At 32.1% G+C, this 25481-nt stretch carries 28 protein-coding genes; 8 read left to right on the forward strand and 20 right to left on the reverse strand.

The annotated features are described in order from the left end of the window. Positions 1–208 precede the first annotated feature (208 nt). The 4 genes from BUA98_RS05935 to BUA98_RS05950 all read right to left on the reverse strand — a co-directional run bounded on the left by BUA98_RS05935 (position 209) and on the right by BUA98_RS05950 (position 5399). Complete coding sequence (locus BUA98_RS05935) at positions 209–1138, reverse strand: DUF2268 domain-containing putative Zn-dependent protease (protein WP_072970720.1); 930 nt, start codon at positions 1136–1138, stop codon at positions 209–211. A gap of 84 nt (positions 1139–1222) precedes the next feature. Next, positions 1223–2419, reverse strand: coding sequence for a hypothetical protein (locus tag BUA98_RS05940; protein ID WP_072971745.1), 1197 nt, complete (start codon positions 2417–2419; stop codon positions 1223–1225). 242 nt (positions 2420–2661) lie between these two features. Next, positions 2662–3453, reverse strand: a complete 792-nt coding sequence (locus BUA98_RS22150) for a TlpA family protein disulfide reductase (RefSeq protein WP_086065185.1) — start codon at positions 3451–3453, stop codon at positions 2662–2664. Between the two features lie 209 nt (positions 3454–3662). Further along, positions 3663–5399: an amidohydrolase family protein gene (locus BUA98_RS05950; RefSeq protein WP_072970721.1), complete on the reverse strand. Its 1737-nt coding sequence runs from the start codon at positions 5397–5399 to the stop codon at positions 3663–3665. Between the two features lie 542 nt (positions 5400–5941). Between BUA98_RS05950 and BUA98_RS05955 the strand changes: the two genes are divergently transcribed. Together BUA98_RS05955 and BUA98_RS05960 are read left to right on the forward strand one after the other, a co-directional pair. After that, positions 5942–6925 (forward strand): type I glyceraldehyde-3-phosphate dehydrogenase, encoded by a 984-nt coding sequence (locus BUA98_RS05955; RefSeq protein WP_072970722.1) that lies wholly within the window; start codon positions 5942–5944, stop codon positions 6923–6925. A 38-nt stretch (positions 6926–6963) separates the two neighbouring features. Then, entirely contained in the window at positions 6964–7578 is a 615-nt protein-coding gene (locus BUA98_RS05960; protein ID WP_072970723.1) for a pyridoxamine 5'-phosphate oxidase family protein, read from the forward strand. Positions 7579–7762: 184 nt separating this feature from the next. Here the strand turns inward: BUA98_RS05960 and BUA98_RS05970 are convergent, their stop codons facing one another. Then, on the reverse strand, positions 7763–8224 hold the full coding sequence (locus BUA98_RS05970) for an SRPBCC family protein (RefSeq protein ID WP_072970724.1): 462 nt from the start codon (positions 8222–8224) through the stop codon (positions 7763–7765). Positions 8225–8243: 19 nt separating this feature from the next. Next, positions 8244–8702 carry a GNAT family N-acetyltransferase gene (locus BUA98_RS05975; protein WP_072970725.1) on the reverse strand — a complete coding sequence of 153 codons (459 nt, stop codon included), beginning with the start codon at positions 8700–8702 and terminating at the stop codon, positions 8244–8246. A gap of 142 nt (positions 8703–8844) precedes the next feature. Between BUA98_RS05975 and BUA98_RS05980 the strand changes: the two genes are divergently transcribed. Together BUA98_RS05980 and BUA98_RS05985 are read left to right on the forward strand one after the other, a co-directional pair. After that, complete coding sequence (locus BUA98_RS05980; protein ID WP_072970726.1) at positions 8845–9288, forward strand: PepSY-like domain-containing protein; 444 nt, start codon at positions 8845–8847, stop codon at positions 9286–9288. A 284-nt stretch (positions 9289–9572) separates the two neighbouring features. Next, entirely contained in the window at positions 9573–11021 is a 1449-nt protein-coding gene (locus BUA98_RS05985; RefSeq protein WP_072970727.1) for a glycosyltransferase family 2 protein, read from the forward strand. Positions 11022–11079: 58 nt separating this feature from the next. Here the strand turns inward: BUA98_RS05985 and BUA98_RS05990 are convergent, their stop codons facing one another. The 10 genes from BUA98_RS05990 to BUA98_RS06035 form a co-directional block, all read right to left on the reverse strand. Then, a complete protein-coding gene (locus BUA98_RS05990) occupies positions 11080–11511 on the reverse strand; it encodes a GNAT family N-acetyltransferase (RefSeq protein ID WP_072970728.1) in 432 nt (143 codons plus the stop codon). A 147-nt stretch (positions 11512–11658) separates the two neighbouring features. Continuing rightward, on the reverse strand, positions 11659–12030 hold the full coding sequence (locus BUA98_RS05995; RefSeq protein WP_072970729.1) for a hypothetical protein: 372 nt from the start codon (positions 12028–12030) through the stop codon (positions 11659–11661). A 137-nt stretch (positions 12031–12167) separates the two neighbouring features. After that, positions 12168–13100, reverse strand: a complete 933-nt coding sequence (locus BUA98_RS06000) for a transglutaminase-like domain-containing protein (RefSeq protein WP_072970730.1) — start codon at positions 13098–13100, stop codon at positions 12168–12170. Positions 13101–13118: 18 nt separating this feature from the next. Further along, positions 13119–13970, reverse strand: a complete 852-nt coding sequence (locus BUA98_RS06005; protein WP_072970731.1) for a substrate-binding domain-containing protein — start codon at positions 13968–13970, stop codon at positions 13119–13121. Positions 13971–14018: 48 nt separating this feature from the next. Then, positions 14019–14492, reverse strand: a complete 474-nt coding sequence (locus tag BUA98_RS06010; protein WP_072970732.1) for a DUF4265 domain-containing protein — start codon at positions 14490–14492, stop codon at positions 14019–14021. A 102-nt stretch (positions 14493–14594) separates the two neighbouring features. Then, positions 14595–14987 carry a VOC family protein gene (locus BUA98_RS06015; RefSeq protein ID WP_072970733.1) on the reverse strand — a complete coding sequence of 131 codons (393 nt, stop codon included), beginning with the start codon at positions 14985–14987 and terminating at the stop codon, positions 14595–14597. A 3-nt stretch (positions 14988–14990) separates the two neighbouring features. Then, positions 14991–15431 carry a DinB family protein gene (locus BUA98_RS06020; RefSeq protein ID WP_072970734.1) on the reverse strand — a complete coding sequence of 147 codons (441 nt, stop codon included), beginning with the start codon at positions 15429–15431 and terminating at the stop codon, positions 14991–14993. A 35-nt stretch (positions 15432–15466) separates the two neighbouring features. Beyond that, positions 15467–16336 carry a nucleoside phosphorylase gene (locus BUA98_RS06025; protein ID WP_072970735.1) on the reverse strand — a complete coding sequence of 290 codons (870 nt, stop codon included), beginning with the start codon at positions 16334–16336 and terminating at the stop codon, positions 15467–15469. Positions 16337–16426: 90 nt separating this feature from the next. Continuing rightward, entirely contained in the window at positions 16427–16759 is a 333-nt protein-coding gene (locus tag BUA98_RS06030; RefSeq protein ID WP_056191272.1) for a translation initiation factor, read from the reverse strand. Positions 16760–16870: 111 nt separating this feature from the next. After that, positions 16871–17821 (reverse strand): isopenicillin N synthase family dioxygenase, encoded by a 951-nt coding sequence (locus tag BUA98_RS06035; RefSeq protein ID WP_072970736.1) that lies wholly within the window; start codon positions 17819–17821, stop codon positions 16871–16873. A gap of 175 nt (positions 17822–17996) precedes the next feature. Between BUA98_RS06035 and BUA98_RS06040 the strand changes: the two genes are divergently transcribed. Next, positions 17997–19973, forward strand: a complete 1977-nt coding sequence (locus tag BUA98_RS06040; protein ID WP_072970737.1) for an alpha-ketoacid dehydrogenase subunit alpha/beta — start codon at positions 17997–17999, stop codon at positions 19971–19973. Between the two features lie 67 nt (positions 19974–20040). Beyond that, positions 20041–21783, forward strand: a complete 1743-nt coding sequence (locus BUA98_RS06045; protein WP_072970738.1) for a DUF885 domain-containing protein — start codon at positions 20041–20043, stop codon at positions 21781–21783. A 103-nt stretch (positions 21784–21886) separates the two neighbouring features. On the opposite strand, the gene BUA98_RS06050 is transcribed toward BUA98_RS06045, so the two are convergent. Beyond that, positions 21887–22369, reverse strand: a complete 483-nt coding sequence (locus BUA98_RS06050; RefSeq protein ID WP_072970739.1) for a hypothetical protein — start codon at positions 22367–22369, stop codon at positions 21887–21889. 21 nt (positions 22370–22390) lie between these two features. Then, on the reverse strand, positions 22391–22798 hold the full coding sequence (locus tag BUA98_RS06055) for a hypothetical protein (RefSeq protein ID WP_026985104.1): 408 nt from the start codon (positions 22796–22798) through the stop codon (positions 22391–22393). Positions 22799–22866: 68 nt separating this feature from the next. Between BUA98_RS06055 and BUA98_RS06060 the strand changes: the two genes are divergently transcribed. Together BUA98_RS06060 and BUA98_RS06065 are read left to right on the forward strand one after the other, a co-directional pair. Further along, entirely contained in the window at positions 22867–23250 is a 384-nt protein-coding gene (locus BUA98_RS06060) for an acyl-CoA thioesterase (protein WP_072970740.1), read from the forward strand. A 55-nt stretch (positions 23251–23305) separates the two neighbouring features. Continuing rightward, a complete protein-coding gene (locus tag BUA98_RS06065) occupies positions 23306–23734 on the forward strand; it encodes a hypothetical protein (protein ID WP_072970741.1) in 429 nt (142 codons plus the stop codon). Between the two features lie 187 nt (positions 23735–23921). Here the strand turns inward: BUA98_RS06065 and BUA98_RS06070 are convergent, their stop codons facing one another. Both BUA98_RS06070 and BUA98_RS06075 read right to left on the reverse strand, forming a co-directional pair. Then, complete coding sequence (locus BUA98_RS06070; protein ID WP_072970742.1) at positions 23922–25178, reverse strand: mechanosensitive ion channel family protein; 1257 nt, start codon at positions 25176–25178, stop codon at positions 23922–23924. Further along, positions 25171–25458 carry a DUF3817 domain-containing protein gene (locus BUA98_RS06075; protein WP_072970743.1) on the reverse strand — a complete coding sequence of 96 codons (288 nt, stop codon included), beginning with the start codon at positions 25456–25458 and terminating at the stop codon, positions 25171–25173. The genes BUA98_RS06070 and BUA98_RS06075 overlap by 8 nt, the downstream gene beginning before the upstream one ends. Between the last annotated feature and the right edge of the window lie 23 nt (positions 25459–25481).

Genomic DNA, 25481 nt, shown 5'->3' on the forward strand with positions numbered 1-25481 from the left:
TTTTATCTATATCAAAAATATTTAATTGCAGACCCAATATCAATCAGTTCAGAATATCAATCAGTTCAGAATATCAATCAGTTCAGAATATTTTAAGGCGCTTTTTAGAGTTTTCACATTGTAATTTTCTTCAAATCCTGTGAAAATTGGTTTGTAAATAGACTCGTAAGAACTACCAAGAAACTCCTTGAGAAATTAATGTGTGTTTTTATTTAAAAAATTCATCAAAACTTTCTTTTTTTGATTTTTGATACTTTTCAATATAGGCGTCTAAAAAACCGCTTTGCTTTAAAAATTGCATTGGATCTTTTATATTGATTATTTCGTCAATTGCTTTTTGTTTGTCTTTTTGTCTATTGAAATAAGCTTCTGTTATTTTATAACCCATCCAATATCCTAAATCATTTGGTCTGTCATCTTTTTTAGAAGTACCGTATAGCCAATCCTGGTAATCAGGATTTTTTAATCTCATTACAAATTCCTGACATAATTTGTCTTTGTTTTGTTCTCCATATTGATAAGAAAGCTGATTTATTGCATCTCCTGAAATAAGTTCTCCAATAAAGTCTGCACCTCCTTCAAGTAAACACCATTTTAATAACACATCTTTACCTTCTATCTTTTGCTGATAGTGGATAAGTTCATGTGCAATTAAACCTGAAATTCCATCTAAATTTGTAAGCTTTTCGGTTCCAATAATAATTCCTTCGGGGGCCGAAGTTCCGCCTGAATTAAATCTCCCATAAACAAAATAAATTGGAGGAAATTTTGCATTTGGATACCAATATTTTAAGGCACTATAAATAGCTCTGACTCTCTTTTCCTTAGAAGAAATATTGTCTAAAACATTTCTTGAAAGCTCATAATCTGCTTTTCTTTTCTTCACAACAGCAAAAAGAGAGTCGGCATTGATTATTCTGTTTTCAGTAAATCCTTTAATACCTGGAGAACCTTTTTGCATATATTCAACAAACGGATTTTGTTTTGATTTATCCATTTTGTCAAATGCATCCCAAAAATTCTTTGAATCTTTCGTTTCAAAAATGGCATCTAAGGGATTGTTTGAGAAATTACTTTGTCCAAGAATAAAATTAGAAAAAATAACAAAAAGTGTTGTAAAAACAAGGTTTAACTTCATGTTTTATAATTTATGCGTCAATACTATTTAGATGCAATTTAGTTTTTTTCAAATTATAATTGGGTTAAAATCAGTTTTTAGATATTAATTTTTGAAGCGTTTCGCATTTACAGCATTAAAAGAATAAGATATCATTAGATAACTCCATAATGCTAACTTATTTTCATCTTGTATTTTAGGTAAGTACTTCATTGAGTCTGTTGATTTATAAAATGAAAAGGCATAATTTATTTCTAATTGCTTAATTGGTATGTATTTTATTGAAAAATCATTTTCAAATCCGAGGAAATTTGACGCTGGTTCACCGAGATTGTTGATCAGGGGATATTGATTATAAAAAAGATGAAAGTCAGAACGTAACGATAATTTAGTATTTATTGGTATTGTAGTAAACAAATAAGGATTCACTAAGCCTTTTCCGCCAACATCAGTAGGGAAGCGTGTAAATACATTCATATTTCCATTAAATTTCCAGGTCACACCATATAAAACATCAAAATCTCCAGATTCGTTTGTAGCTAGTGAAGAACGGCTTCCACTAATTATTTCAGCACCCAGTCGCCAGATTGATTTTTGAAGCGTTAATCGAATTTCGGGCTGAAGATAGTAAGCAAACAATTTTTGACCTTTCGGATTTTTACCGAATTGTAAATAGGAATTAAGTGTATAATACCATTGCTTTCTTTTAAACTCAATCCTTCCGCCAGTAGTTGCACGGGTATACATTTCGTCTGAAGTTGTACTTTTTAAAAAATCAACAATATTCATTGAATTAAAAGAAAAATACTTATCAGAATTATAATGAAAATTATTCATTAACAAGTATTTGTAACGATTTGAAGCAACTGGAGAATAAAAAGTTTCAAATTCGTCATTATAATTGCGAGTAAACAAAAAGAAAAAATCATTGGAGATATGATTCGAATATTTCATAAACCTTATTCCTTCGTGTGATCTGCCTTGTTGCGCCCATGGTGCATCAGAGAAGAGTCTGCCATTATCCAATAAAATACTTTGCCTTCCTAATCTGAAGTTGAACGATTTAAATTTCGTTTCAAAAAACAACTGATAAAAATTAATGCTTCCTACTTTAGAAGCTTTATTATTTTGATCCCAAAGATGAATTTCCTGCAAATCAGATTTAATCAACCAATTTTCTCTTGCATAATGCATTGAAATCCTGTTTCTCTGTGTAATATAGAAATAAGGATCAATCGAATCATTTGGTGCAAGTATATAATTTGAAGTGAATTCGGCTCTGGGTCTAATTTCTATATCCATTAAGAACTGCCTTGATAAACTATCTTTCTGTTGAGCATTAAGTTGAAGTATAACAAAAAAAAGCAATAGATGATTTATTTTTATTAGCGTTTTTATTGCCATAATTCTTTTATTCTATAGATTTAGTATATAAATACAATATTAGTCAAATTTATTTCTTTTACTATTTGTGATCCAAAAAAAACTCCAATTAAAAATTGGAGTTTTTTGTATTTAGATTTCAAAATATTAGCTTAAGATATTTATTTAGCCAGCAATTTTCTTATTTCAGCTGCTATATTATCCAAATTACCCGGAGCATTCCCGGTTGCTACAAATTTAATAACTCCATTTTTATCAATTAAAAAGTTTTTAGGAATAGAAGCTTTTGCATAGTCATTCCATATTTTTCTATCTGTATCAACGCCATAATTAAAATCAATTCCGTCTTTTCTTAATTTAGTAACTTTATTCAATACTTTTTCTTGCGTTTCTCCACTAGAGATTGCTAAAAACACAAAATTATCATTTTTAAATGGCTCGATAATTTTTGATGGAATATCGTAAAATTCCATTAAGCAAGGTGCACACCAAGTTGCCCAGAAATTCACCAAAACAACTTTTCCCTTTAAATCAGAAAGTTTAATTTCTTTACCATCTACCAGTTTTAAGGTAAAATCTTTTGCATTATCATTTACGTTTAATATATATTCTTTATCTTCCGTTTTAACTACGGTTTTATTCTCTACAGGTTGGGAACTCATTTTTTTCTCATTTTCTGTTTTTTCCTGTTCCGTATACATTCCAATAAGAATTATGAATTCTTTTTCTCCAATTTTATCTCCAAACTTACTGGCTAACTCATTTCTTTTCTCTTCTGAAACTCCTTTGGTCATTGATTTAACATAACCATCTGCGCCATATTTTTCAACTGTTTCCATTGAAACAATCTCATTATTTGCTATAATTACATATTCAGGTTTTTTGACATCTTTATTTTGCCCGTAAAAGGACTGAGAAATTATTATAAGAGCCAAAAGAAATAGTTTTTTCATGTTTAGTTGGTTTTGAGATAGTTGTTTTTATTATGATAGCTTTACTTTTTGGTGAATATAGGAATTATCTTTATTAAAAATATCCTAAAAATTTCCCAATAAATGGGTTTCTTACGAATAAAAAAACTCCATTATTTCTAATGAAGTTTTACTAACCAAATATTATTTTACAATTTCTCTGTTTTATTTTAAGGATGCCCCCATTTATATTAATCAACGAAATAAACCTTTTTAATCTTATTGTTTTCAATATGATAAATAGCAACCGCTTCTACGATTTCTTTTCCAAATTGTACACGTTCTTTGTCTATTACAATATTACCCTGAACAATTCGGCCCAATAATTCGCAATGTAAATTAGGAACCTTTTCAAACATTGCTGCGTAATTTTTTCGCATTTGAGCTTTTCCTTTACCCGTTAATTTATCAGGATAAGTGTAAATTTCAACATCTTCTGCATAAGGTTCTAAAAAAGCTTCTATATTTCTCAAATTGTAAGCATTTAACTGTCTTTGCACCAATGCAAGCGGAGTTTCTTCGATAATAGATTCTGGGTTAAAAACGACTCCATTATTAATAACACGATCTATTTTAGATAAGTTTTCAATAGTATCGACAGGATTGGCATCCAGTAATATCAAGTTTGCTTTTTTTCCAACAGAGACGGTTCCAAATTCGTTTTCTTTGTTTAAAATTTTTGCACCGTTAATGGTTGAAGCCTGAATGATTTTCCAATTACTCATACCGCTTTTTTGCATCGCTATCACTTCGTTTAAATAAGAAGATGCATGCAAAGTACCAATGTTTCCGGCATCTGTCCCCGTAGCAATTAAAACTCCGGCATCAGATAGTTTTTTAAGATTCTCTGAACTGATTGTATTAACTTTTGTCATTCTTGCTACTTCTTTTTCAGAATTCATATGCGCTTTGTACTTATTAACAAGTACAGTATCTGATAAATGTCTAAGATCTAAAAGTGTCCCTAACTGAAAAGGATCTGCAGTTTGTAATTCATGATCACTTATTTTTAATTTTTGGCCTAAAGTATTTTCGTAGCCATTAAAAACTTCCAAAGTAGGGCAGAGTATCGTTTTATTCTTTTTTAGTAATTGTACAAAATCGTCTTTTACAATTTCATCATCTACGCTATGTACGAGAAAATCACAACCATTTTCTACAGCTAATTGTGCCGTAATTCTTTCTGTGGCATGGACAGCTACTTTTAAATTGTTTCTGTGAGCTTCGTCAATAATAGATTTAATAATAGGCAAATTTTTTCTGGCACTCGCTTCAGTTTCTAAACCATCTGCACCTACAATGTACCAAATTTTAATAAAATCAGGGTGATAAGGCAATTGTTCCTGAACCATTTTTATTCCATCATCAACAGTTTTTACTAAGCTAAACGGTGCTTCATCTTTGAGATTTTCATATGCTTTAGGCTCATAGGTTGTCAATAATGGCCCTGTCATATAGATACTCGGTACATTATCCTTATTTTTGAATGCTTCTCTCTGCTTTAAATAACTGTATGATGCGCCAACATCAATTACATTAGTAATACCATTTTGAAGATATCTTTTTAGCTTATCTTCCATGGTCTGATGTGCCAATTTCATTTCTTTTTCGTAGGGAACTTCGCTTCTTAGATTTATCACATCTGGGCGTGTGTATAGACCGCCATTCTGGAAAAAATGTACGTGAGCATCAGTTAATCCCGGAAGCAAATATTTGCCTTTTCCGTCAATTACTACCGCATCCTCAGGAATTTTTACTTTCCCCGATTGAATTTTAGAAATTAAATCCCTAGTAATCAACACTGTTTGGTTAGGGACTAGTTTCTGTTTTTCAACATCAGCTATCGTTACATTGGTTATGTAGGTCTGAGCAAAAAGGGGATAAGCGAAAACTAAAAATAGGACGGTAAAAAGTAATTTGTTTCTCATGATGGCCTTTGTTAATTATTCTATTGATTATTTATCTGATTCAAATACAACCAATTTAAACTGATATTGTGACTATTAGACGTAACGAATATAAGAAATATCTTTATTATTAATAATTAATTCAATTGTGCCATATTAATCTATAAATTGGCTAAATTTTTCTCTGAACTAATCTGGAGAAATCCCTTATTTCGCCACAAATACCAGATTTTTATTTCCAGTATTGATTTCTCTTAATAATAAAAATTGATGTGATATTCCTTTATAAATCACGTCCTAATCTGTAGTAGTTATGAGATGTAAGCATAATTATTAAGCTGCCTTTTTCAATTTGCAGAATTTAATTATTTCATAATAAAAACTCACTACTTTATTGATTATTAATGTTGTATATTTATTAATTCCCATTTAGGATTAAAAAGAGTTGATATTTTTTTTCATGCTTAAGGAAAAATAGCCAACTCTTCGGGAAAATCTGTCTAACCCCAGCGACAGAAATAAATGGAACTTTGTAATATCTTATATAATTAAAATCAAACAACATGAAAAAAATAGCAATTAATGGTTTTGGCAGAATTGGAAGATCATCACTAAAAATAATTTTGGATACGCCAGATTTAGAAGTGGTAGGAATTAATGATTTAATGACAATTGAAAATGCAGTTTACTTATTAAAGTACGATAGCATCTACGGCAAGTACAATAAGAAAGTAAGTTTTGAAGGCGATTTTATATTGATAGATGATCACAAAATAAGATATACAGCAATAAAAGATCCTGCAGAACTACCATGGAAAGAGTTGCAAGTAGATGTTGTAATAGAAAGTACAGGATTCTTTACCAATAAGGCAGATGCTGAAAAACATTTAACTGCAGGATCTAAATTTGTTGTCATATCAGGGCCAACGAAAGATACACCAACAGTTGTTCATGGCGTAAATACCGAAGATGGCAAAGTGGCTGTGTTTTCATGTGCCAGCTGTACCACGAATAATATCAGTCCAATTATTGAAATTTTAGGACGTAGAATAGGCATTAAAAAAGCAATTTTAAATACCACTCATGCTTATACAGCATCTCAAACATTGGTTGATGCTCCGTCTAAAAGAGAGCCAAGAATGGGGAGAACAGCAGGAATCAACTTAGCGCCAGCTGCAACTGGTGCTGCAATAGCAACAACAAAAGCTTTACCTCAATACTTGGGTAAATTTGATGGTGTTGCTGTAAGAGTTCCTGTTCCTGTTGGTTCAATATCTGACATCACTTTTGTAACAGAGAAACCAACTACAGTCGAAGAAATTAATTCCGTTTTAATCGAAGAATCAAAAACGGATCGCTATCATAAAGTAGTTGCTGTAACTGATGAACCGCTGGTTTCTACAGATATTATCAAAAGTCCTTTTGCTGCCACTGTCGATTTAGAAATGACAAGAGTAGTAGATGGCGATTTAGTGAAAGTAATGGCCTGGTATGATAATGAATGGGGCTTTACCAACCAAATGATTAGACAGATTCAGGAATTATAATATTCTAAAGTAAAGTAGAAAAATCTAAAGCATTCGTTATGAACTACGCACAATTAGCCTTTACAGATAATATTAAAAAAATTCAGGAAGAAGCAGGAAGCAGAAATTCTTATGACCGAATGGAGAAAATGTCGGTTGTAGATGGATTGACAGATAATGAGATTAGATTCATTGGTGATAGGGATAGCTTTTATATGGCCAGCTTTGGAGAAAATGAATATCCGTATATTCAGCATCGCGGCGGACCAGCCGGGTTTATTAAAGTCATTGACAACAAAACAATTGGTATTGTTGATTTTGCCGGCAACAGACAATATATATCGACAGGGAATATTTCTAAAAATGAAAACGTAGCACTTATTATGGTTTCATATCCACAAAGAGCCCGTCTAAAACTTTATGCACATGCAAAAATTGTTGAATTAAAAGATAATGAATCCTTATACAATTCTTTAAAACCGGAAGATTATAAGTTCCGTCCTGAAAGAATGATGATTTTTGAAATTCAGGCTTATGACTGGAATTGTCCTCAGCATATCACGCCACGTTATTCAACAGAAGAAATTGAAGAAGCATTATTACCTCAAAAAAAATACATTAGTGATCTGGAAAACAAGGTAAAAGAACTTGAATTGAAATTATTAGATAAATAAAAAACAAAAAAAATATTCGTCTTTTAGAAGAATTTTCTCTGTTGCTCTTTTTGAAATTAAATCAAGTTGCTGCTGGTTTAAGTTCCCAAATTGCAGTATATATTCTATAAACTGTTTCATACTGCAAGTTAGTCAGAGTTGTTTTTTTTATTTTTTGCCATTTGGCAAAAAATGAAGGATGATTTTATAATATCATTTTACTCAATTCGACTTCAAGGCGATCAAAATTTTCTTCATTTTTGTCTACAACATATGGTCTTAGTTTGGCACATTCTTCAGCGGTTTCAAAAACCATTCTGAAAACGATTTTTGTTTTCTCGTTAGCTACTTTTTCAAATGTTGCTACTATATTGAACAAAGGTTTAGAAATTCGAATCCATGCGATTTCTGTAGGTTTTTCAATTTTTACAAACTCACATTCATTTTGAAAATTTCCTTGCTCAGGAGCATGCATTACAAATTTCCATCTGCCGCCTGGTCTAAGGTCAAATTCTTCAAATGTGTTGGTAAATCCTTTTGGTCCCCACCATTTTTTTAAATGATCTGGATTTGTCCAGGCTTCAAAAACAAGTTCCTGAGAAAAGTTTACAATTCTGGAACTTATAATTTCGCAGTCGGGGGTTGTTGGAAAAGTTACGGTTGCCATTTTTGTTTCCTTTAAATTATTATTCCGATTTAATATTTAATTCCATTATAGGCATAAATCTGTCTTTAATAGAAGTTTCAATTTGTCCCGTCTTTACAAAACCTAGTTTAGCATAAAATAGTTCTGCGTTGGGTTCGGAATTAAGGATTATTTTATTAACGCTTGTTTTATTCATTTCTAATAAAAAGTGTCTCATTAAAATTTTTCCAAGCCCTTTGCCAATATATTCCGGTAATACAAATAAATTATCGAGTTTCACCGTTTTTTCATCCTCAAAAAGAAAAGAGTAATAGCCTGCAAGTTTGTTTTCCAGAGTCAATTTATAAACGGCATTTGCATCAATATAAGCCGGAGTTACGGTTAAAAATTGTGTCCAATTTTCAATCTGTTCTTCAGAATATCCCCAATAAGCCTTTGATTTTTTGGTGATTTCTGTTAAAATTTGATGATCGTCGCTTATTGCTTTTTCTATAGTCATTCTATCTTTTGAAGTTGTTATTTAAAGGAATAAAAATAGATAAAAATGAGCTTCTTAAAAAATTAAAGCTTTCTTAAATTAATTTGAATGTATTTTTAGTTGTTGTAAATTAGCTATATACGATAAATAAAATATAGAAATCATGAAGACGAAAATCATAATAGCCGTTTTATTACTAGGTTTTGTAATATCGGCGAAAGCGCAGAAAAAAATTGAAACAACTGAATTGCCTAAACCGGCACAGGAATTTCTTGAAAAACATTTCAGTTATACTACTGTAGAAGTTGCTAAAAAAGATGCTGAACACGGAGAAAAAGGATATGAAGTCAAACTAAAAGATGGTACTGAAGTTGAATTCTGGAAAGACGGATCATATCGTGAAGTCGATGGTGATGATAAACCAATTCCAACCGAATTTATTCCGGCTTCTGTCAAAGATTATGTGGCAAAAAATTATCCAAATGAAAAAATAACACATATTGATTATGGACACAAAGATCTCGATGTTGATTTAACCAATGACATTGACCTTGAATTTACCAAAGAAGGTAAAATTCTAAAAGATAAAAATAATAACGTCCAGTAATTCTTTTTTTAAAATACGAAGCCTCCAAAATCAAGAGATTTGGAGGCTTTTTTTTTGAATCTTTAGTATAAACTTTTCACAAGTGTGTAATCTTTACACAACGCAATTCTAGCTTAATTTTCCTAAAACACTCATTGTCAATTTAAAATGATAATGGCATAAGGCTTGTAAAATGGGATATAGTCAATTCTTTGAATAAATAGATTTTATCATTTTTTGACACTAAATAACATTCAAAAGGAATGCCAATTTATAAAAGCCATTAAGAAACAGCAATTGCCATTATGAAAAGCGAAACAATTATTCAGGAACAATTTTACACTTCAAGCAAAAGTGAACTACCATTAAACAGCTCAATCTTTAATATAAACAATCAATATTCTCATAAAGATTTTAAGAAAAACGTAAATCCATTAAGTTTTATTGTACTACTGGGCACATTTGCATTAATGCTTGCGGGCTCTTTTATAGTTTATAAATTACAATCAGACTTTGATCAATTTCATATTGACAGAATAAATTCTGCCTGGGGTCTGCCTTTTTTAATTTTAACAGGAGCCTTGTTTTTCTTTCAGACAGGTTCATTTCTATATAATTTATACCTATATTTTAAATACAAACCAATTGAATCCGTTACTGATGAATTGTTGCCAACCTGTACTGTAATTGTACCGGCATATAACGAAGGAAAATTAGTATGGGACACTTTATTAAGTCTTGCAAATAGTGATTTTCCAGAACAAAAACTACAGTTGTTAGCCATCGATGATGGAAGTAAAGATGATACCTGGTACTGGATGCAACAAGCCAAATTAAAATTAGGAGATCGTTTGGAGATTTACCAACAGCCGGAAAACAAAGGAAAACGCCATGCTTTATACCGTGGATTTGAACTTGGTACAGGAGAAATTTTTGTAACTGTTGACAGTGATTCAATTGTTAAGAAAGATACTTTAAGAAATCTTGTTAGTCCATTTGTTGTTGATAAAAAATGTGGTGCAGTTGCAGGAAATGTTCACGTTCTAAACAATAAAAAAGCTTTATTGCCAAAAATGCTAAATGTGAGTTTTGTAATGAGTTTCGAGTTCATGCGTTCTGCAGAGAGTATGTTAGGTTCAGTGCTTTGTACTCCCGGTGCAGCAGCAGCTTATAGACGTGATGCAGTTCTTAATTGTCTACCGGAATGGATTGATCAGACTTTTATGGGACAGCCATCAGACATTGGTGAAGACCGCGCTATGACCAATATGATTTTAAAACAAGGATTGCACGTTTTATTCCAAAGAAATGCAGTTGTACTTACGAATGTTCCTGAAGAATATGTTGGTTTGTACAAAATGTTTATCAGATGGGGAAGAAGCAATGTACGTGAGAATATCATGATGGCTCAATATGTTTTCAAGGATTTTAGAAAAGAATCTAAATTTGGTGCCCGTCTTTTATTTTTAAATCAATCATTAAAGATTGTTATGGCTTATCCGTTCCTATTATTTATGTTATTTTTTATTGCAATACACCCAATATTATTCTTTAGCTCTACACTTTTAAGTATTTTGATAGTTTCGAGTTTCTCGGTATTATTCTATGCAAAAAGATATAGTTTATCTGAAGCTTTCTGGGCGTATTCATACAGCATTTTCTATACTTTCAGTTTGTTCTGGATTACGCCGTATGCTATTGCAACAGCCAACAAGAGAGGCTGGTTGACCCGAGGTTTATCTGAAGTAAAATAAACTCAATAATAAAATTTAAAAAGCCCTAAGAACTCAAATAGTTCTTAGGGCTTTTCTTTTAGTCTTTTTCATGAAGCGTAAACAGAAAATAATCGCCATGATCAGAAATACCTTTCTCTGTCACAACAAAGCCTTTCTTTTTATAAAATTCAACGGCCCTGGTATTCTTTTCAAGACATTTTAATGTAATTGGATTTTTCATTACCAGGATCGCTTCTTCAAGCAATTTGGATCCAATTTTATGTTGCTGATATTCTTCGTCAATATAAAAATGATGAATAAAATTTCCCGGAAGCCATAACGAAATAAATCCGACTACCTTACTGTCAAAAAGAGCAACTAGAACAAACTCAGCTTGAGTTTCATGATCAAAATCAGTAAGATTATAATTTTGAGTATCCAGCCAATAAAATGTTTTTTGGCGTACTTCCAGAAATATTCTTTGTAAATCAGCAATGTGATTTTTATTTTTTTCTACAATCTGAAGCATCTTTTTGTTTAAAAGGGAAAACTCAAATTTAAGATAAAATGTCTGGTTTTTAAACAAAAAAACTCCCAATAACTAGTTTATTAGGAGTTGTTGTATTTTGTGGTATGTTATTCTTTTATTTTAAATTGCTGAAAAATGAATTCGTACTTAAATTTTCTTAAGTGTAATTTTTACTTCTTTTAATTTTAATATCAGCTCATCATCAGTAATAGTGCTTTCGCTTGGAAACGGTGTACCAGTTTCGTCTTTAATAATTAAACTTTTCCCTTTTTTTGTTAAGGCATAGGTACCATTTGTAATTGGCTGTAATAAGAATCCCGTTACATGCCCGTCTTCTGTGAAAGTTAGATTTCCAGAGGTTAAAATAACATGTTTTGCTGAATCCGTAAGTGCTACGTGATTACTTTCAACAGCTGTTATTTTCCAGGAATTTACCAATTTATTTCTTTTGTTGTGGCATGAAATCATTAATAAGGTCAACAATGTAATTCCGAGGATAAATAATTTAGATTTTTTCATGGTTTTGAGATTAAAAATTAAACATGAAAAGTTACAAAAAAAATATATTCGTTTTATATTTTTCTAGGAAAATATCTAATAATTAGACTTTTACTACTCTAAGATGTACTTTTTAAATTTCTTTTTAAGGCTAAAAACTAGTTCAATGTAAGAGCCCCTAAAATCTCTTCATATAAAAATGGCCCACCGGGATAAGTAGCGGTATAGTCGAGATTCATCCATACCTGACCACGATCATCAATATGATAATGAATTCTTTTGCCATAACTTTCTTTTACAAAAAGCACGTTTTTGATAAGATAATTGACTTTTTCCAAATCAATTAAAGAACCAATCAAAATTTCAGGATAAATGTGTCCTTTTGTGTGTATAAGTCTAGGCGTTCCTCCAATAGAACGCACTGCAGCGGCCATTAAGATAGAATGGTCGTCGCAATCTCCTGAAAAATATTCCAACGATTCACTGGCAGTCGCAATATAATCCCCTTCCTTTGGGTCATTTACATAATTCCAACGACTATTGATCTCTTTAAAGACAGCAAAACACTGAACTATGGTTCTGTAGTCTGAATATCCTTTAACGTTTTTAAAATGCTTAGTTGTAGCCATGATAGCAAAATTTCGAACTTTCGGATTTTGATATTCTATGGCATTTATAATTTTCGATTTATTTGGAAAAGGAAGCAGTTTTGCCGCAATAATATCTTGTGGAAATGGATTATCAGACATGGTATAAATCATCGAATTGTAGTCTTCAGAAATTTCATTGAAACCATAATTTCCAATAACAGTCCCGTAAAACAAAACCAACAAATACAAAGCAATACATAGAATAATAATCGTTCGCAGCAACATTAAAGAAAAAAATATAGCCGCGAAAACGATTATAAAAATAAAAACACGATCTAAATTGAATGCCCATTTCAGATCGATTAAATTTTGATGCAGAATGATGAAAACCGGAATGGTAATTAAAAGACTCAACAGCATAATAATAATCCTATCCCAGGGTGATTTCACCTGTAATTTGGATTTTAATAGCGGAAAGTCGATTTTAGGGAATTTCATCATAAGAATTAAAAGCAGTTTTTACAGCGCTTTTACCGTTTCAACAAAAGTACTTTTTTTATCAATAATTCCCAGATCAAATAATTGATTTTGAATTTTATCAAATGCTTTTTCGCTTAAATGTTTTTGAGACCATTTTGTCAGTTTTAACCATTCCTGAATATCTTCAACTTTTTGATTGAAGAGATCAGCCAGAGTTTTGTCAATATCCGGAATCTGTGCAAAATCGTGCGTTGTTTTATTGATTATTTCAAGAATTTTCTCCACGATTTTTGGATTCTTTTTCAAAAACTCATCGCGAACAGTAATCACAAATGATGGCCATGGAGTAGGGCAGTCGCCAACACGTCTAAAAATTCCCTGATCAACAAGTGGTTTCGTCATAAAACGTTCCCACATAAAATAATCGGCAGTACCGTTTGTCAAAGCTTCAACAGCGCCATCAATGGTGTTTATAATTTCAAATTGCAGATCATCTGATTCCCAGCCTTGGTCATGTGCATTAACGTAAGCCATTAATTGCGAACCTGAGCCTAATCTCGAAATTGCTACTTTTTTATCTTTAAGGTCTTTAACCGATTGAAAATCTGATTTTGCAGCAACGTGAATTCCCCAAATTAGAGGAGATTGTACATAAATCTGAACAATTTTACTTGGATTTCCTGCAACAATATCTTTTACAATTCCTTCTGTTAAAATAACGGCAATATCCGCTTCACCATCACGCAACATCTGACACATTTTACCTGTACCTTCAGGGATATTCTTCCATTGTAAATCAATATTTTCTGCTTCAAATTCGCCATTTTCAATGCATAGTTGCCATGGCAAATTGAAGTGTTCGGGAACACCTACAATTTTTACAGTTTTCATTAGTTTAAGTTTAAGTTAAGTTGTTTGGTATGCGTATTTTAAGTTTGTTTAGTTTTTTAGTAAGTCTGCTCTGTGTTTTTCTGAAATGTAAGGCTCCGCAAATTCTATAATTTCCTGCGCTTCGTATTCTTTTAGGATATTTTTCACAATCAAATAGTCAATATCTCTTGCTATTTCGACAGCCATAAAGGTATCGTTCAGGCTTTCTGATAAACAATTAATAACCTTTAATTTTTCTCTGATAACTTCTTTATCAAAGTCCTTTTCTAAAATTAAAATCTGAACAATTGAATTTCCTGAATGTTCAATGGTTTCCAGATAAATGTAATTCTTTTCATTTTCATCGTATTCAGCATAAAAAAGATCTGCTGTTGCGATTGAGGCACCAAAAAACGGAATATTATCTAATCTGAAAAATCCCTTCTCCAAATTAATAATTTCCGCCCACATGGTTTCCGAAACTGTTTCTCCTAAAAAATCGCTGTAATATTTAAATAAAATTTTTTTATGTGTGTCTGCCATTATGTTAGTTATACTTTTTTTAAGCTCATCTCTCTAAATATTTTCGAGTGATGTTTATAATTATCTAATTTTCAAATTGACTAATTATCTAATTAATTTTGTCTAATTAATTTCATCAATAATTGCCTTCAACGGTGAGATAACAATTCGATATCCGTCAGGATCCTGAAACATTTTGCCATTTTCATTCCAAAACGGGTTAATTGCAGCTATTATTGAAATAGAATTGCGTATAAGCTTATTTTCTAATTCATTATAATCTAAAATTGTTTTCGGATAAAGCACAATTACATCTTCTTCATCAAAAGTATGTTTTGCTTTTGAGTTAGATTGTGTAAATTCAAAATGCCAGTCCAAACCCGATTTTCCAATAAAAACACCATCGTAATTATTGTGATTCTGAAAACCTCCTAATCGTTCAAAACCGAGAATATCAACATAAAATTTTTCAATTCTCTCTAAATCATTCGTATGTCGGGCAACTCTTAAAAACATAATTTAGGATCTAATTTGATTAATATGATGTTCCAAATGTGCTACGTAATCTGTCATTAGAAATCTTAAATCAATAACAGATTCATCGCTTAGGATAATTTTATAATCTAAAGCTTCTTCATCAACAGATTTCATAATTCTGATGATTTGCTTGTTTAACGAAAGCCACAATTCGTTTAATTCGTTAATATCTTTTGTCTGATACTGATTTATATTGACTAAATCGATCTGATTGTAAGGTCTGTGACGATAAGGTTTTGCCGCATAATTTATTTCTGTAAAACGAACTAAATTATGAACTGCAGAATCAATTAAATGCCCCAAAACTTCTTTCTTAGACCACTTTCCAGGTTTTCTTTCTTCTAATATAACGGAATCAATTGTTGGGAAATATTCTGAATTTTCACTCAACAATTGATCAAATTTAAGAATAGCGTTTTGCATTAATTATCTAATTTTCTAATTGACCAATTTTCTAATTACTTCTGAGCCAACTTATTCAATGTATACGCAATAAGCGCATCTACAGCTTTGTATGGATCTTCGCTAAAAGTTCCGGAAGCACGATTGGCAATAATAGCATTTAAAGATAGTGCATTATGACCTAAAAGTGCAGAAAGTCCGTAAATAGCAGCTGTTTCCATTTCTAAATTGGTAATTCTTTGATCGTCAAAATTAAAATTATCCATTTTATTGTTCAATTCCTCATCCTGAATATTTAAACGCAATACGCGGCCTTGGGGACCATAAAATCCACCGGCAGTCGCTGTAATTCCTTTAAACATTTTATCTGATTCAATAATTTTTTCTAATGCTTCAGAACATGGAATAGCATAAGGTCTTCCTTTGCGGATATCCCAATTGGTATGCATAATAAAAGCATCTTCCAATGCATCTTGCGAAACATCATCAATTAAATAGGAGCGAAGCATATTATCTAGCCCAAGTCCGAATTTTGACATTACAAAACTATCTACAGGAATATCAGCGTGTAAAGAACCTGAAGTTCCAATTCTGATGATATTCAAAGAAGTCAAGTTCTCTTTTGGCTGACGTGTTTCTAAATCGATGTTCACTAAAGCATCTAATTCATTCAAAACAATATCAATATTGTCAGGACCAATTCCAGTAGACATTACAGAAATTCGTTTTCCTTTATAAGTTCCGGTTTGAGTTTTAAACTCTCTTTTTTGTGTTGAAAATTCAATGGTATCAAAAAACTGAGTAATTTTTTCAACTCTATTTTGATCTCCCACAAAAATTATATCGTTTGCAATATGCTCAGGACGAAGGTTTAAGTGGTAAACACTTCCGTCTGGATTTAGTATTAATTCTGATTGTTTTATCATTTTTTTTGAGGTGCTAAGATTCTGAGTGGCTAAGGTTCTAAGGTTTTCTAACTTCACGAACAACTTGAAACTTGAAACTAAAAAACATTTTTACCCTCCAACTCTTTTTGTTTTAAAGCCTTTTTCTTTTAATATGGCCATGATTTTGTCACGATAATCTCCCTGAATGATGATGGAATCATCTTTAAAAGTTCCGCCAACACTTAGTTTGGTTTTAATTTCTTTCGCCAGAATCTTAAAATCTTCATCAGATCCTTCGTAACCTTCAATTATTGTGGTTGCTTTTCCTTTTCTCTTTTCAAATTTGCAGATCATAGGTTCTTTCTGAACATACAGCACATGCTCTTGTTCCTGGATTTCTTCAGGCTCATTTGATTCGACGTGATCAGGAAATAAATTTTTTAATTGATCTTGTAAGTCCATAAATTTTTTATTCTAAAAAAATAAATTCCAATAAATATAGTTCATAAAAATCAAATTCCAAACTCCAAGTTGAATTGGAATTTGGAATTTTAATATTGAAATTTAATAAGTTTATTTTTTAATTAAACCTAAATCTACTAAACGTTCGTATAAATAATCTCCCGCTGTTATATCTTCAAATTTCTTTGGGTTTTCTGCACCAATACAATTTTCTAAACAATCTAAACGCATATCACTTACAGGATGCATAAAAAACGGTACAGAAAAACGAGATGTTCCCCATAATTCTCTCGGTGGATTTACAACCTGGTGAATCGTTGATTTTAGTTTGTTATTGGTATGTCTTGATAACATATCTCCAACATTAATTACTAATTCGTCATCTGCTGCGATCGCGTCAATCCATTCTCCATCATGGTTTTGTACCTGAAGTCCTTTCCCCTGCGCACCCATTAAAAGTGTAATCAGGTTAATATCACCGTGAGCAGCTGCGCGAATCGCATTTTCTGGTTCAGAAGTGATTGGAGGATAATGAATTGGTCTTAAAATTGAGTTTCCATCTTTAGCATATTGATCAAAATAAAACTCGTCTAAACCTAAATGCAACGCTAAAGCTCTCAATACGTAAACACCTGTTTTTTCAAGCATTTGGTACGCATCTTTACCAACAACATTAAAACGTGGTAATTCTTTTACTTCAACATTTTCAGGGTATTCTGAAGCATATTTTGAATCTTTGTCAACATACTGACCAAAATGCCAAAATTCTTTCAAATCTCCCTCTTTGCGGCCTTTAGCATGCTCTTTTCCAAAAGATACATAACCTCTTTGTCCGCCAATACCGGGAATTTCATAATTATGCTTAGTTTCTACTGGCAAAGCGAAAAATTTTCTAATTTCGCTATAAAGCTCGTCTACTAACTGGTCGTCAAGAAAATGACCTTTTAGGGCTACGAAGCCAATGTTTTCAAATGCACTGCCGATTTCATTTACAAATTTTTGTTTACGTTTCGGGTCGTCCGAAAGGAAATCACGTAAGTCTACACTAGGAATGTTTTGCATACTTTACATTTTTATTTTAAGAAGAAAGGTGTCATAAAACCTTTCAATAACAAAGGTAGAGAATATTTTAGAATTGAATTTTAAAAGTTATATTAAAATAAAAAATATATAACAAAAACAAATAAAATTGTTATATATTTCTATATTTGAAAGACTAAAAAAACGAACCCAAATTATGATCTTTTACAGACAAGACCTTACCGACGCAAAATTATTGGAATTATATAAAAAGCTTCTTAAACCCCGTTTGATCGAAGAAAAGATGTTAATCCTTATTCGCCAGGGAAAAGTGTCTAAATGGTTTTCCGGAATAGGACAGGAAGCAATTGCGGTGGGAGTGACGTCTGTTTTGGATGAGTCCGAATATGTTTTACCAATGCACCGGAATTTAGGCGTTTTCACTACACGAGATATTCCTTTAAACCGCTTATTTTCTCAATGGCAGGGTAAGGCAGATGGTTTTACAAAAGGAAGGGATCGCAGTTTTCACTTTGGAACTCAGGAATATAAAATCATAGGAATGATTTCGCATTTGGGTCCGCAATTAGGAGTCGCAGACGGGATTGCATTAGCCAATAAACTTCAAAACAATAAAAAAATAACTGCCGTCTTTACAGGTGAAGGCGCTACGAGTGAAGGAGATTTTCACGAAGCGCTAAATATTGCTGCAGTATGGAAATTACCAGTTATGTTTATTATAGAAAATAATGGTTACGGGCTTTCAACACCAACAAACGAACAATATCAATGCACAAACCTTGCTGATAAAGGAATTGGCTATGGCATGGAGAGTCATATTATTGATGGAAATAATATTCTGGAAGTCTATAACAAACTTTCAGAATTAAAAGAACAAATGCAAAATGATCCGCATCCGGTTTTATTAGAATTTAAAACTTTTAGAATGCGTGGACACGAAGAAGCAAGCGGTACCAAATATGTTCCTCAGGACTTGATGGACGAATGGGCTGTAAAAGATCCGGTGACAAATTACCGCGATTATTTGACTAAAATTGGTGTTTTAACAGCTGAGTTTGATGAGCAGCTTCATGAGGAAATCAAAAAGGAAATTGATGAAAATTTAGCCATTTCAAATGCTGAACCCGAAATTATCCCAACTTATAGCGGAGAATTAGATGATGTTTATAAATCCTTTATTTATGAGGAAGTTAATCCATCTTCAGAAATCAAAAATATTCGGTTTATTGACGCAATACGAAATAGTTTGGAGCAATCCATGCAAAAGCACAAGAACCTGATTATTATGGGTCAGGATATTGCCGAATATGGTGGTGCTTTTAAAATTACAGATGGCTTTGTTGAGTTTTTTGGAAAAGACAGAGTTCGCAATACGCCAATTTGTGAAAGTGCCATAGTTTCTGCGGGAATGGGATTATCAATTAATGGTTACAAAGCAATAGTAGAAATGCAGTTTGCTGATTTTGTTTCAACAGGATTTAATCCGATCGTGAATTTACTGGCAAAATCACATTACCGTTGGGGCGAAAAAGCCGACGTTGTGGTTCGTATGCCATGTGGAGGCGGTACTCAGGCGGGACCTTTTCATTCTCAGACAAACGAAGCCTGGTTCACCAAAACTCCAGGTTTGAAGGTAGTTTATCCGGCTTTTCCTTACGATGCAAAAGGTTTGTTGAATAGTTCAATAAATGATCCTAATCCGGTTTTATTTTTTGAACATAAGCAATTATACAGAAGCGTGTATCAAGATGTTCCAACAGATTATTACACCATTCCATTAGGAAAAGCAGCAGTTTTAAAAGAAGGAAATAACGTAACTATCATTGCTTTTGGAGCTCCTGTTCACTGGGCGTTAGAAACTTTAGAAAAAAATCCTGAAATCGATGCTGATTTAATAGACTTAAGAACACTTCAGCCTTTAGATACCGAAACTATTTATGCCTCAGTAAGAAAGACCGGAAAAGTTATTATTTATCAGGAAGACACTATGTTTGGTGGAATTGCCAGCGATATTTCAGCTCTAATTATGGAGGAATGCTTTGAATATCTGGATGCTCCGGTAAAAAGAGTCGCCAGTTTAGATTCTCCAATTCCGTTTACAAAAGCACTAGAAGATCAATTCTTACCTAAAAACCGTTTTGAAGCCGTTTTATTCGATTTATTGAAATATTAAGTACAAAAAGTATATTGCGGAAGGATGAACTTTTTTTCTATCTTTAAAGCACAAAATAAATTAACTTATGAAAAAACTGTTTGTTTCAATTTTTGCCATTTCATTACTTTTTTCCTGTAATAAAAGCACTAAAATCACTACAGATAAAGCTTTAGACCAAAAATTTGATAAGTACAAAGATAGATTTGTTCTCGATTTATGGAAAATAAATCCCGGTTGGGCTTCGGGCGTTGGTTATCATAAATTAGACAGCGTTTTGGTTGTTCCTGATGCCAATGAAACAAAAGTACAACTCGATTTTGCCAATGCCCAGTTGGACTCCTTAAAAAAATACGATATTGAAAGTTTGTCTGACAACAATAAAACTGACTTTCAAATGATTAAAAATCAACTAGAGGCTTCAATCTTTAGTATTAAAGAATTAAAATCATCTGAGTGGAATCCTTCTGAATACAATGTTTGTGGCGCTTTCGCAGAAATTTTAAACGGAAACTATGATTCATTAGAAGTTCGTTTGCGTGCTTTTAATATTAAAATGAATGCTATTCCGGCTTATTACGAAGCTGCCAAAAAAAATATTAAAAACCCAACAATTGAACATACAGAACTTGCCATTGCACAAAACATTGGAGGTTCTACAGTTTTTGAAGCTGATTTAAACGATGCGCTTGCAAAAAGCAAATTGAGTGCTGCTGAGAAAAAAGAAATGCAGGAAAAGGCAAAAGTTTCAATAAAAGCGATTAAAGATTATGCAGAATGGCTGCAAAATCTACCAAATAAGACACCTCGTTCTTTTAGATTGGGTTCTGATTTGTATGCTAAAAAATTCAATTTTGACATTCAGTCTAGTTATACTGCTGACGAAATTTATAAAATTGCTGTTGATCATAAAAATGACTTGCACGATAAAATGTTTGTTTTGGCTGATAAACTTTGGGGGAAATATAAAGGAAACGCGCCAAAACCAGCTGACAAACTGGATTTAATCAAACAGGTAATTGATAAAATTTCGTTGCAACATACAAGTCCTGAGAAATTTCAATCAGAAATTGAAAAGCAGATTCCAGAATTAACAGCATACGTTAAAGCCAAAGATTTATTATACATAGATCCATCAAAACCGTTGGTTGTTCGTAAAGAACCAGCTTATATGGCAGGTGTTGCCGGTGCTTCAATTTCGGCGCCAGGACCTTATGATAAAAATGCCAATACCTATTACAACGTAGGAAGCATGTCGGGTTGGACGGCTGAAAATGCTGAAAGTTATTTACGTGAATACAACGATTATATCCTTCAAATTTTAAACATTCACGAAGCCATTCCGGGGCATTATACGCAACTAGTCTATAGTAATCAATCACCAAGTATCATAAAATCTATTTTAGGAAATGGTGCAATGGTAGAAGGCTGGGCCGTTTATGCTGAAAAAATGATGCTGGAGAGCGGTTACAAAAATTCTGATGAAATGTGGTTGATGTATTACAAATGGAATTTAAGAACAACCTGCAATACCATATTGGACAACAGTGTTCACACAAAAGACATGTCTAAGGAAGAAGCTATGATTCTACTTACCAGAGAAGCTTTTCAGCAACAAGCAGAAGCAGAAGGGAAGTGGAAGCGCGTAACATTATCTCAAGTACAATTGTGTTCTTATTTTACAGGATATACAGAGATTTACAACCTGAGAGAAGAGCTTAAGAAAAAAGAAGGAGATAAATTTAATTTGAAGCAATTTCATGAAAAATTCCTAAGTTTTGGAAGTGCTCCGGTAAAATATATTAAAGAATTGATGTTGTCTAAAGAATAAATCTTTCTAAGATAATTTAATTAAAAAGGTTTGATGAGATTGTAATCTCGTCAAACCTTTTTTTAATTATTAAATATTACAAATCAATGTATTAGTTTTTTTTTTAACCAAGATATCTTTTTAAAACATTTCGCTCTGATAAAGCTTCTTTCCACATTTCTATCTTATAAAAATCAGCTGGATTTTCAGAATAAGCAGCTTTTAAATTATTTGAATAAACACGAACTCGATAAACTCCTTTTTCTATCTCTGTTTCTAATTCAATTTCATTAAAAGGGCAATCTACAATCTGAAGAAAACCAGATTCAATTTTTATACTTGCCTCACACACATGATCAAAATCATCAAAATCTAAAATAGTACTTTTGGATTTTAATATTTCAAGTTCACATTTTACAATTCCTTCTCTATTTTCGATTGATATACCTAAAACTCCTTCTTCAATTGCAATTTTATCTACAAAAGCTTGGCTTGACCAAAAATCTTCTGAACCAGTATCTCCAGTTGAATCTTTATCATTTAAATAAAATTGTCCATAATCAGTTGTGAAATTTAAATCAAATTTCACGTTTGCAATTATTTTCATTATTCATTATATAAAAGAAGATTAATTCGAATTCGATTCCAATTCAAACAATTGCACCTGACTTTTCAATCGGTCAATCAATAAATTCATCATTCTTTTGTTTAAACTTGAAGAGTTTTGAATGTAAGTTTCATATTCTTCAATTGTAAAAAGTGCCATCACAATTCCTTTTAAAGAATTTCTGAATTTAATATCTTTCTGAATGGAGTTTTCTATTACCTGAAGCTTCTTTTCGACAGTGTACGAATAGAAATCGGCTTTGTTTTTATTTACATAGTTGATAAACACCGCAATAAACAAATCATTTTGCAGTTTTAAAATAGGCCTAATCGTCTGATTTTGAAACAACTCATCTGCTGAAGATTGAGCACTTACAGTTCCTAAAGTTTCGCCTCTGAATTCTCTTAAAAAAGTGTCTCTATCTGCCATGTTTTTTCTTTAAATTTAGAAAAAATTCCAATACAAAAAATCTATTTTTATTCATATAAATTAAAATTATGCGATTTCATACCAGAAAGTGGGTCAAGCCCGAAGATTTAAATCCAAACGGAACTTTATTTGGCGGAAAATTATTGGCATGGATTGATGAAGAACTGGCATTATACACCATTATTCAGTTAGAAAACACCAGAGTCGTTACCAAATACATGTCGGAAATCAATTTTAAAAGCTCTGCACGCCAAGGTGATATTGTAGAAATTGGAATTGACGTTGTTAAATTCGGAAATACATCACTAGTTTTAAAATGTGCCGTAAGAAACATGATGACACGTGAAATCATCATTACAATTGATCACACAACAATGGTTAATTTAGATGAAGATGGAAAACCTAAAGCACACGGAAAAACCCAAATCGAATTTGTAAAAGATCGTTTGTAGTTTTTCACTATATAAGTGATATAAGTTCATTTTAACTAAGTTTAAAACACACCTAATGCTTAAAAATTTTATAATCGTTTCTCTATTGTCTGCATTTTTATTTTCCTGTAATTCTAAAGAAGAAAAAGATAAATACAATCGTGTTTTGTATCGTGCCGTGAATGGAAAAGACACTGCAATTTTAGATATCAATATCAACGATAAAAGATTTTATGGACGTTATGAAATACTATATCATAAAATCGGAAAAGATTCAGGCGATGTAAGAGGGGATATGCATGGAGACACACTTAGAGGTGATTTTCATTTTATCTCTAACGGAGGAAGCTGGAAAAGAATTCCAATCGCTTTATTACAAAAGGATGATAAACTGATTCTGGGAAAAGGTGTAATTGGAACTTATTTCAATCTTCCGCTTTTTCTTCCAGAAGTTCCTATTGAATACAATAATTCAGAGTTTGTTTTTGAAAAGATGGAGAAATAAAGTTTCAAGTTTTCTTTGTTTGCTTCGCCAATTCGGCTAAAGCCTCGTGTCACGTTTCAAGTTATAGGAATGTACTTAACCGCAAAGTTCGCAAAGGTTTTTTCGCAAGGTTCGCAAGTGTTAACTTTGCGTTCATAGCGTAAATCCTTGCGAACTTTGCGGTTAAGCTATGTTCAAACCAAAAAAGTTAATCTAATCTTCCAATTTTTGAAGGCAACTCGAATATTTCTAAATCAAAATATTCCACAGAAGCCATTACATGGTCAAAAATATCGGCCATGATATATTCGTAGTTCGCCCAGCGTTTATCGCTTGAAAAAGCATAAATTTCTAAAGGAACGCCGTGTTCTGTAGATTGCAGTTGACGACACATGATATGCATATTTTTATTCAATCCGGGATGATCAATTAAATACTGCATAATATATTTTCGGAACAAACCTAAATTAGTCATGTTGCGACCATTCAACGACAAGGTTTTATCAATACCATTAATTGCGTTATATTTTTCAATCTCAGCCTGTCTGGTTACGATATAAGAAGAAATAAGCTGCACTTTTTTCATCTGATTTAAATCTTCATTTGTCAAGAAACGAATACTGCTGCTTTTGATTAGAACATGTCTTTTAATACGTCTTCCATCAGATTTTTGCATACCACGCCAGTTCTGAAAAGAATCTGAACTCAAGGCATACGTTGGAATCGTGGTAATCGTATTATCAAAATTTCGAACTTTTACAGTTGTTAGATTGATTTCGATTACATCTCCATCGGCACCAAATTTATCCATGGTAATCCAGTCGCCAATACGGACCATGTCGTTAATAGCAACCTGAACACTGGAAACAAACCCTAAAATTGTATCTCGGAAAATCAAGATGATAATTGCCGAAAGTGTCCCTAAAATAGTAAGTAATTCCCCTTTTTTGATTCCGAACAAAGTCGAAATAATCATCGCAACTCCAAAAATCCAAAGCACAATCATAATAACCTGAACGAAACTGTCGATCGGTTTGTCGCTGTATTCCGGTTTTTGTTTTAGATAATCGCGTAAGGCATTAAAAATTGTTCTAATGATCCATAAACTGATCAAAACAATATAAATACCCACTATTTTTCCAAAAAGAGTTTCCCAATATTCGTAGCGATCCAAGATAATTGGTACAGCCTTATAGATAAAGAAAAACGGAATTAAATATGCCGTGTATTTTGTGGTTTTATTGTGAATTAAATAATCATCAAACTTTGTTTTGGTTTTTTGAGCAAAAATGGCGGTCAAAGTCACTAAAACAAATTTTGCAACATAATAAATGGCATAAGCCAATGCCACCATAATGATAATATTAAAGACAAGGCTGATATAAGACGCAAAGTTGCGACTCATTCCCCAATCTCTAAAAAGCGGATATAAAAAGTTAAATATTTTATCCAAAGGCTTATGCATTATTTTCTAAATATTTTTTCTCGATGTAGAAAGTTCCAAACGGAATAAGAGAGGCTATCAAAATAATTCCAAATGTTTTTAAATCCCAGTTTTGAGATTTTTTCAATAAAAAAGCCAAAATAATATAACCAATAAACAATACACCGTGCGTCATTCCTAACGGACGTAATAAGGTATGGTAAAGTTCAGGGTTGTTGGTTTTAATAAAAAGCATGTTTGCGAATAAAACTAAATAGGAGATTCCTTCTAAAATTGCAGTAACTTTGAAAATCTTGAGCATGTATTTATTTTTTGAAATTATAC

Origin of the sequence: Flavobacterium saccharophilum (genome assembly GCF_900142735.1) — a bacterium.
GTDB classification, from domain to species: domain Bacteria; phylum Bacteroidota; class Bacteroidia; order Flavobacteriales; family Flavobacteriaceae; genus Flavobacterium; species Flavobacterium saccharophilum.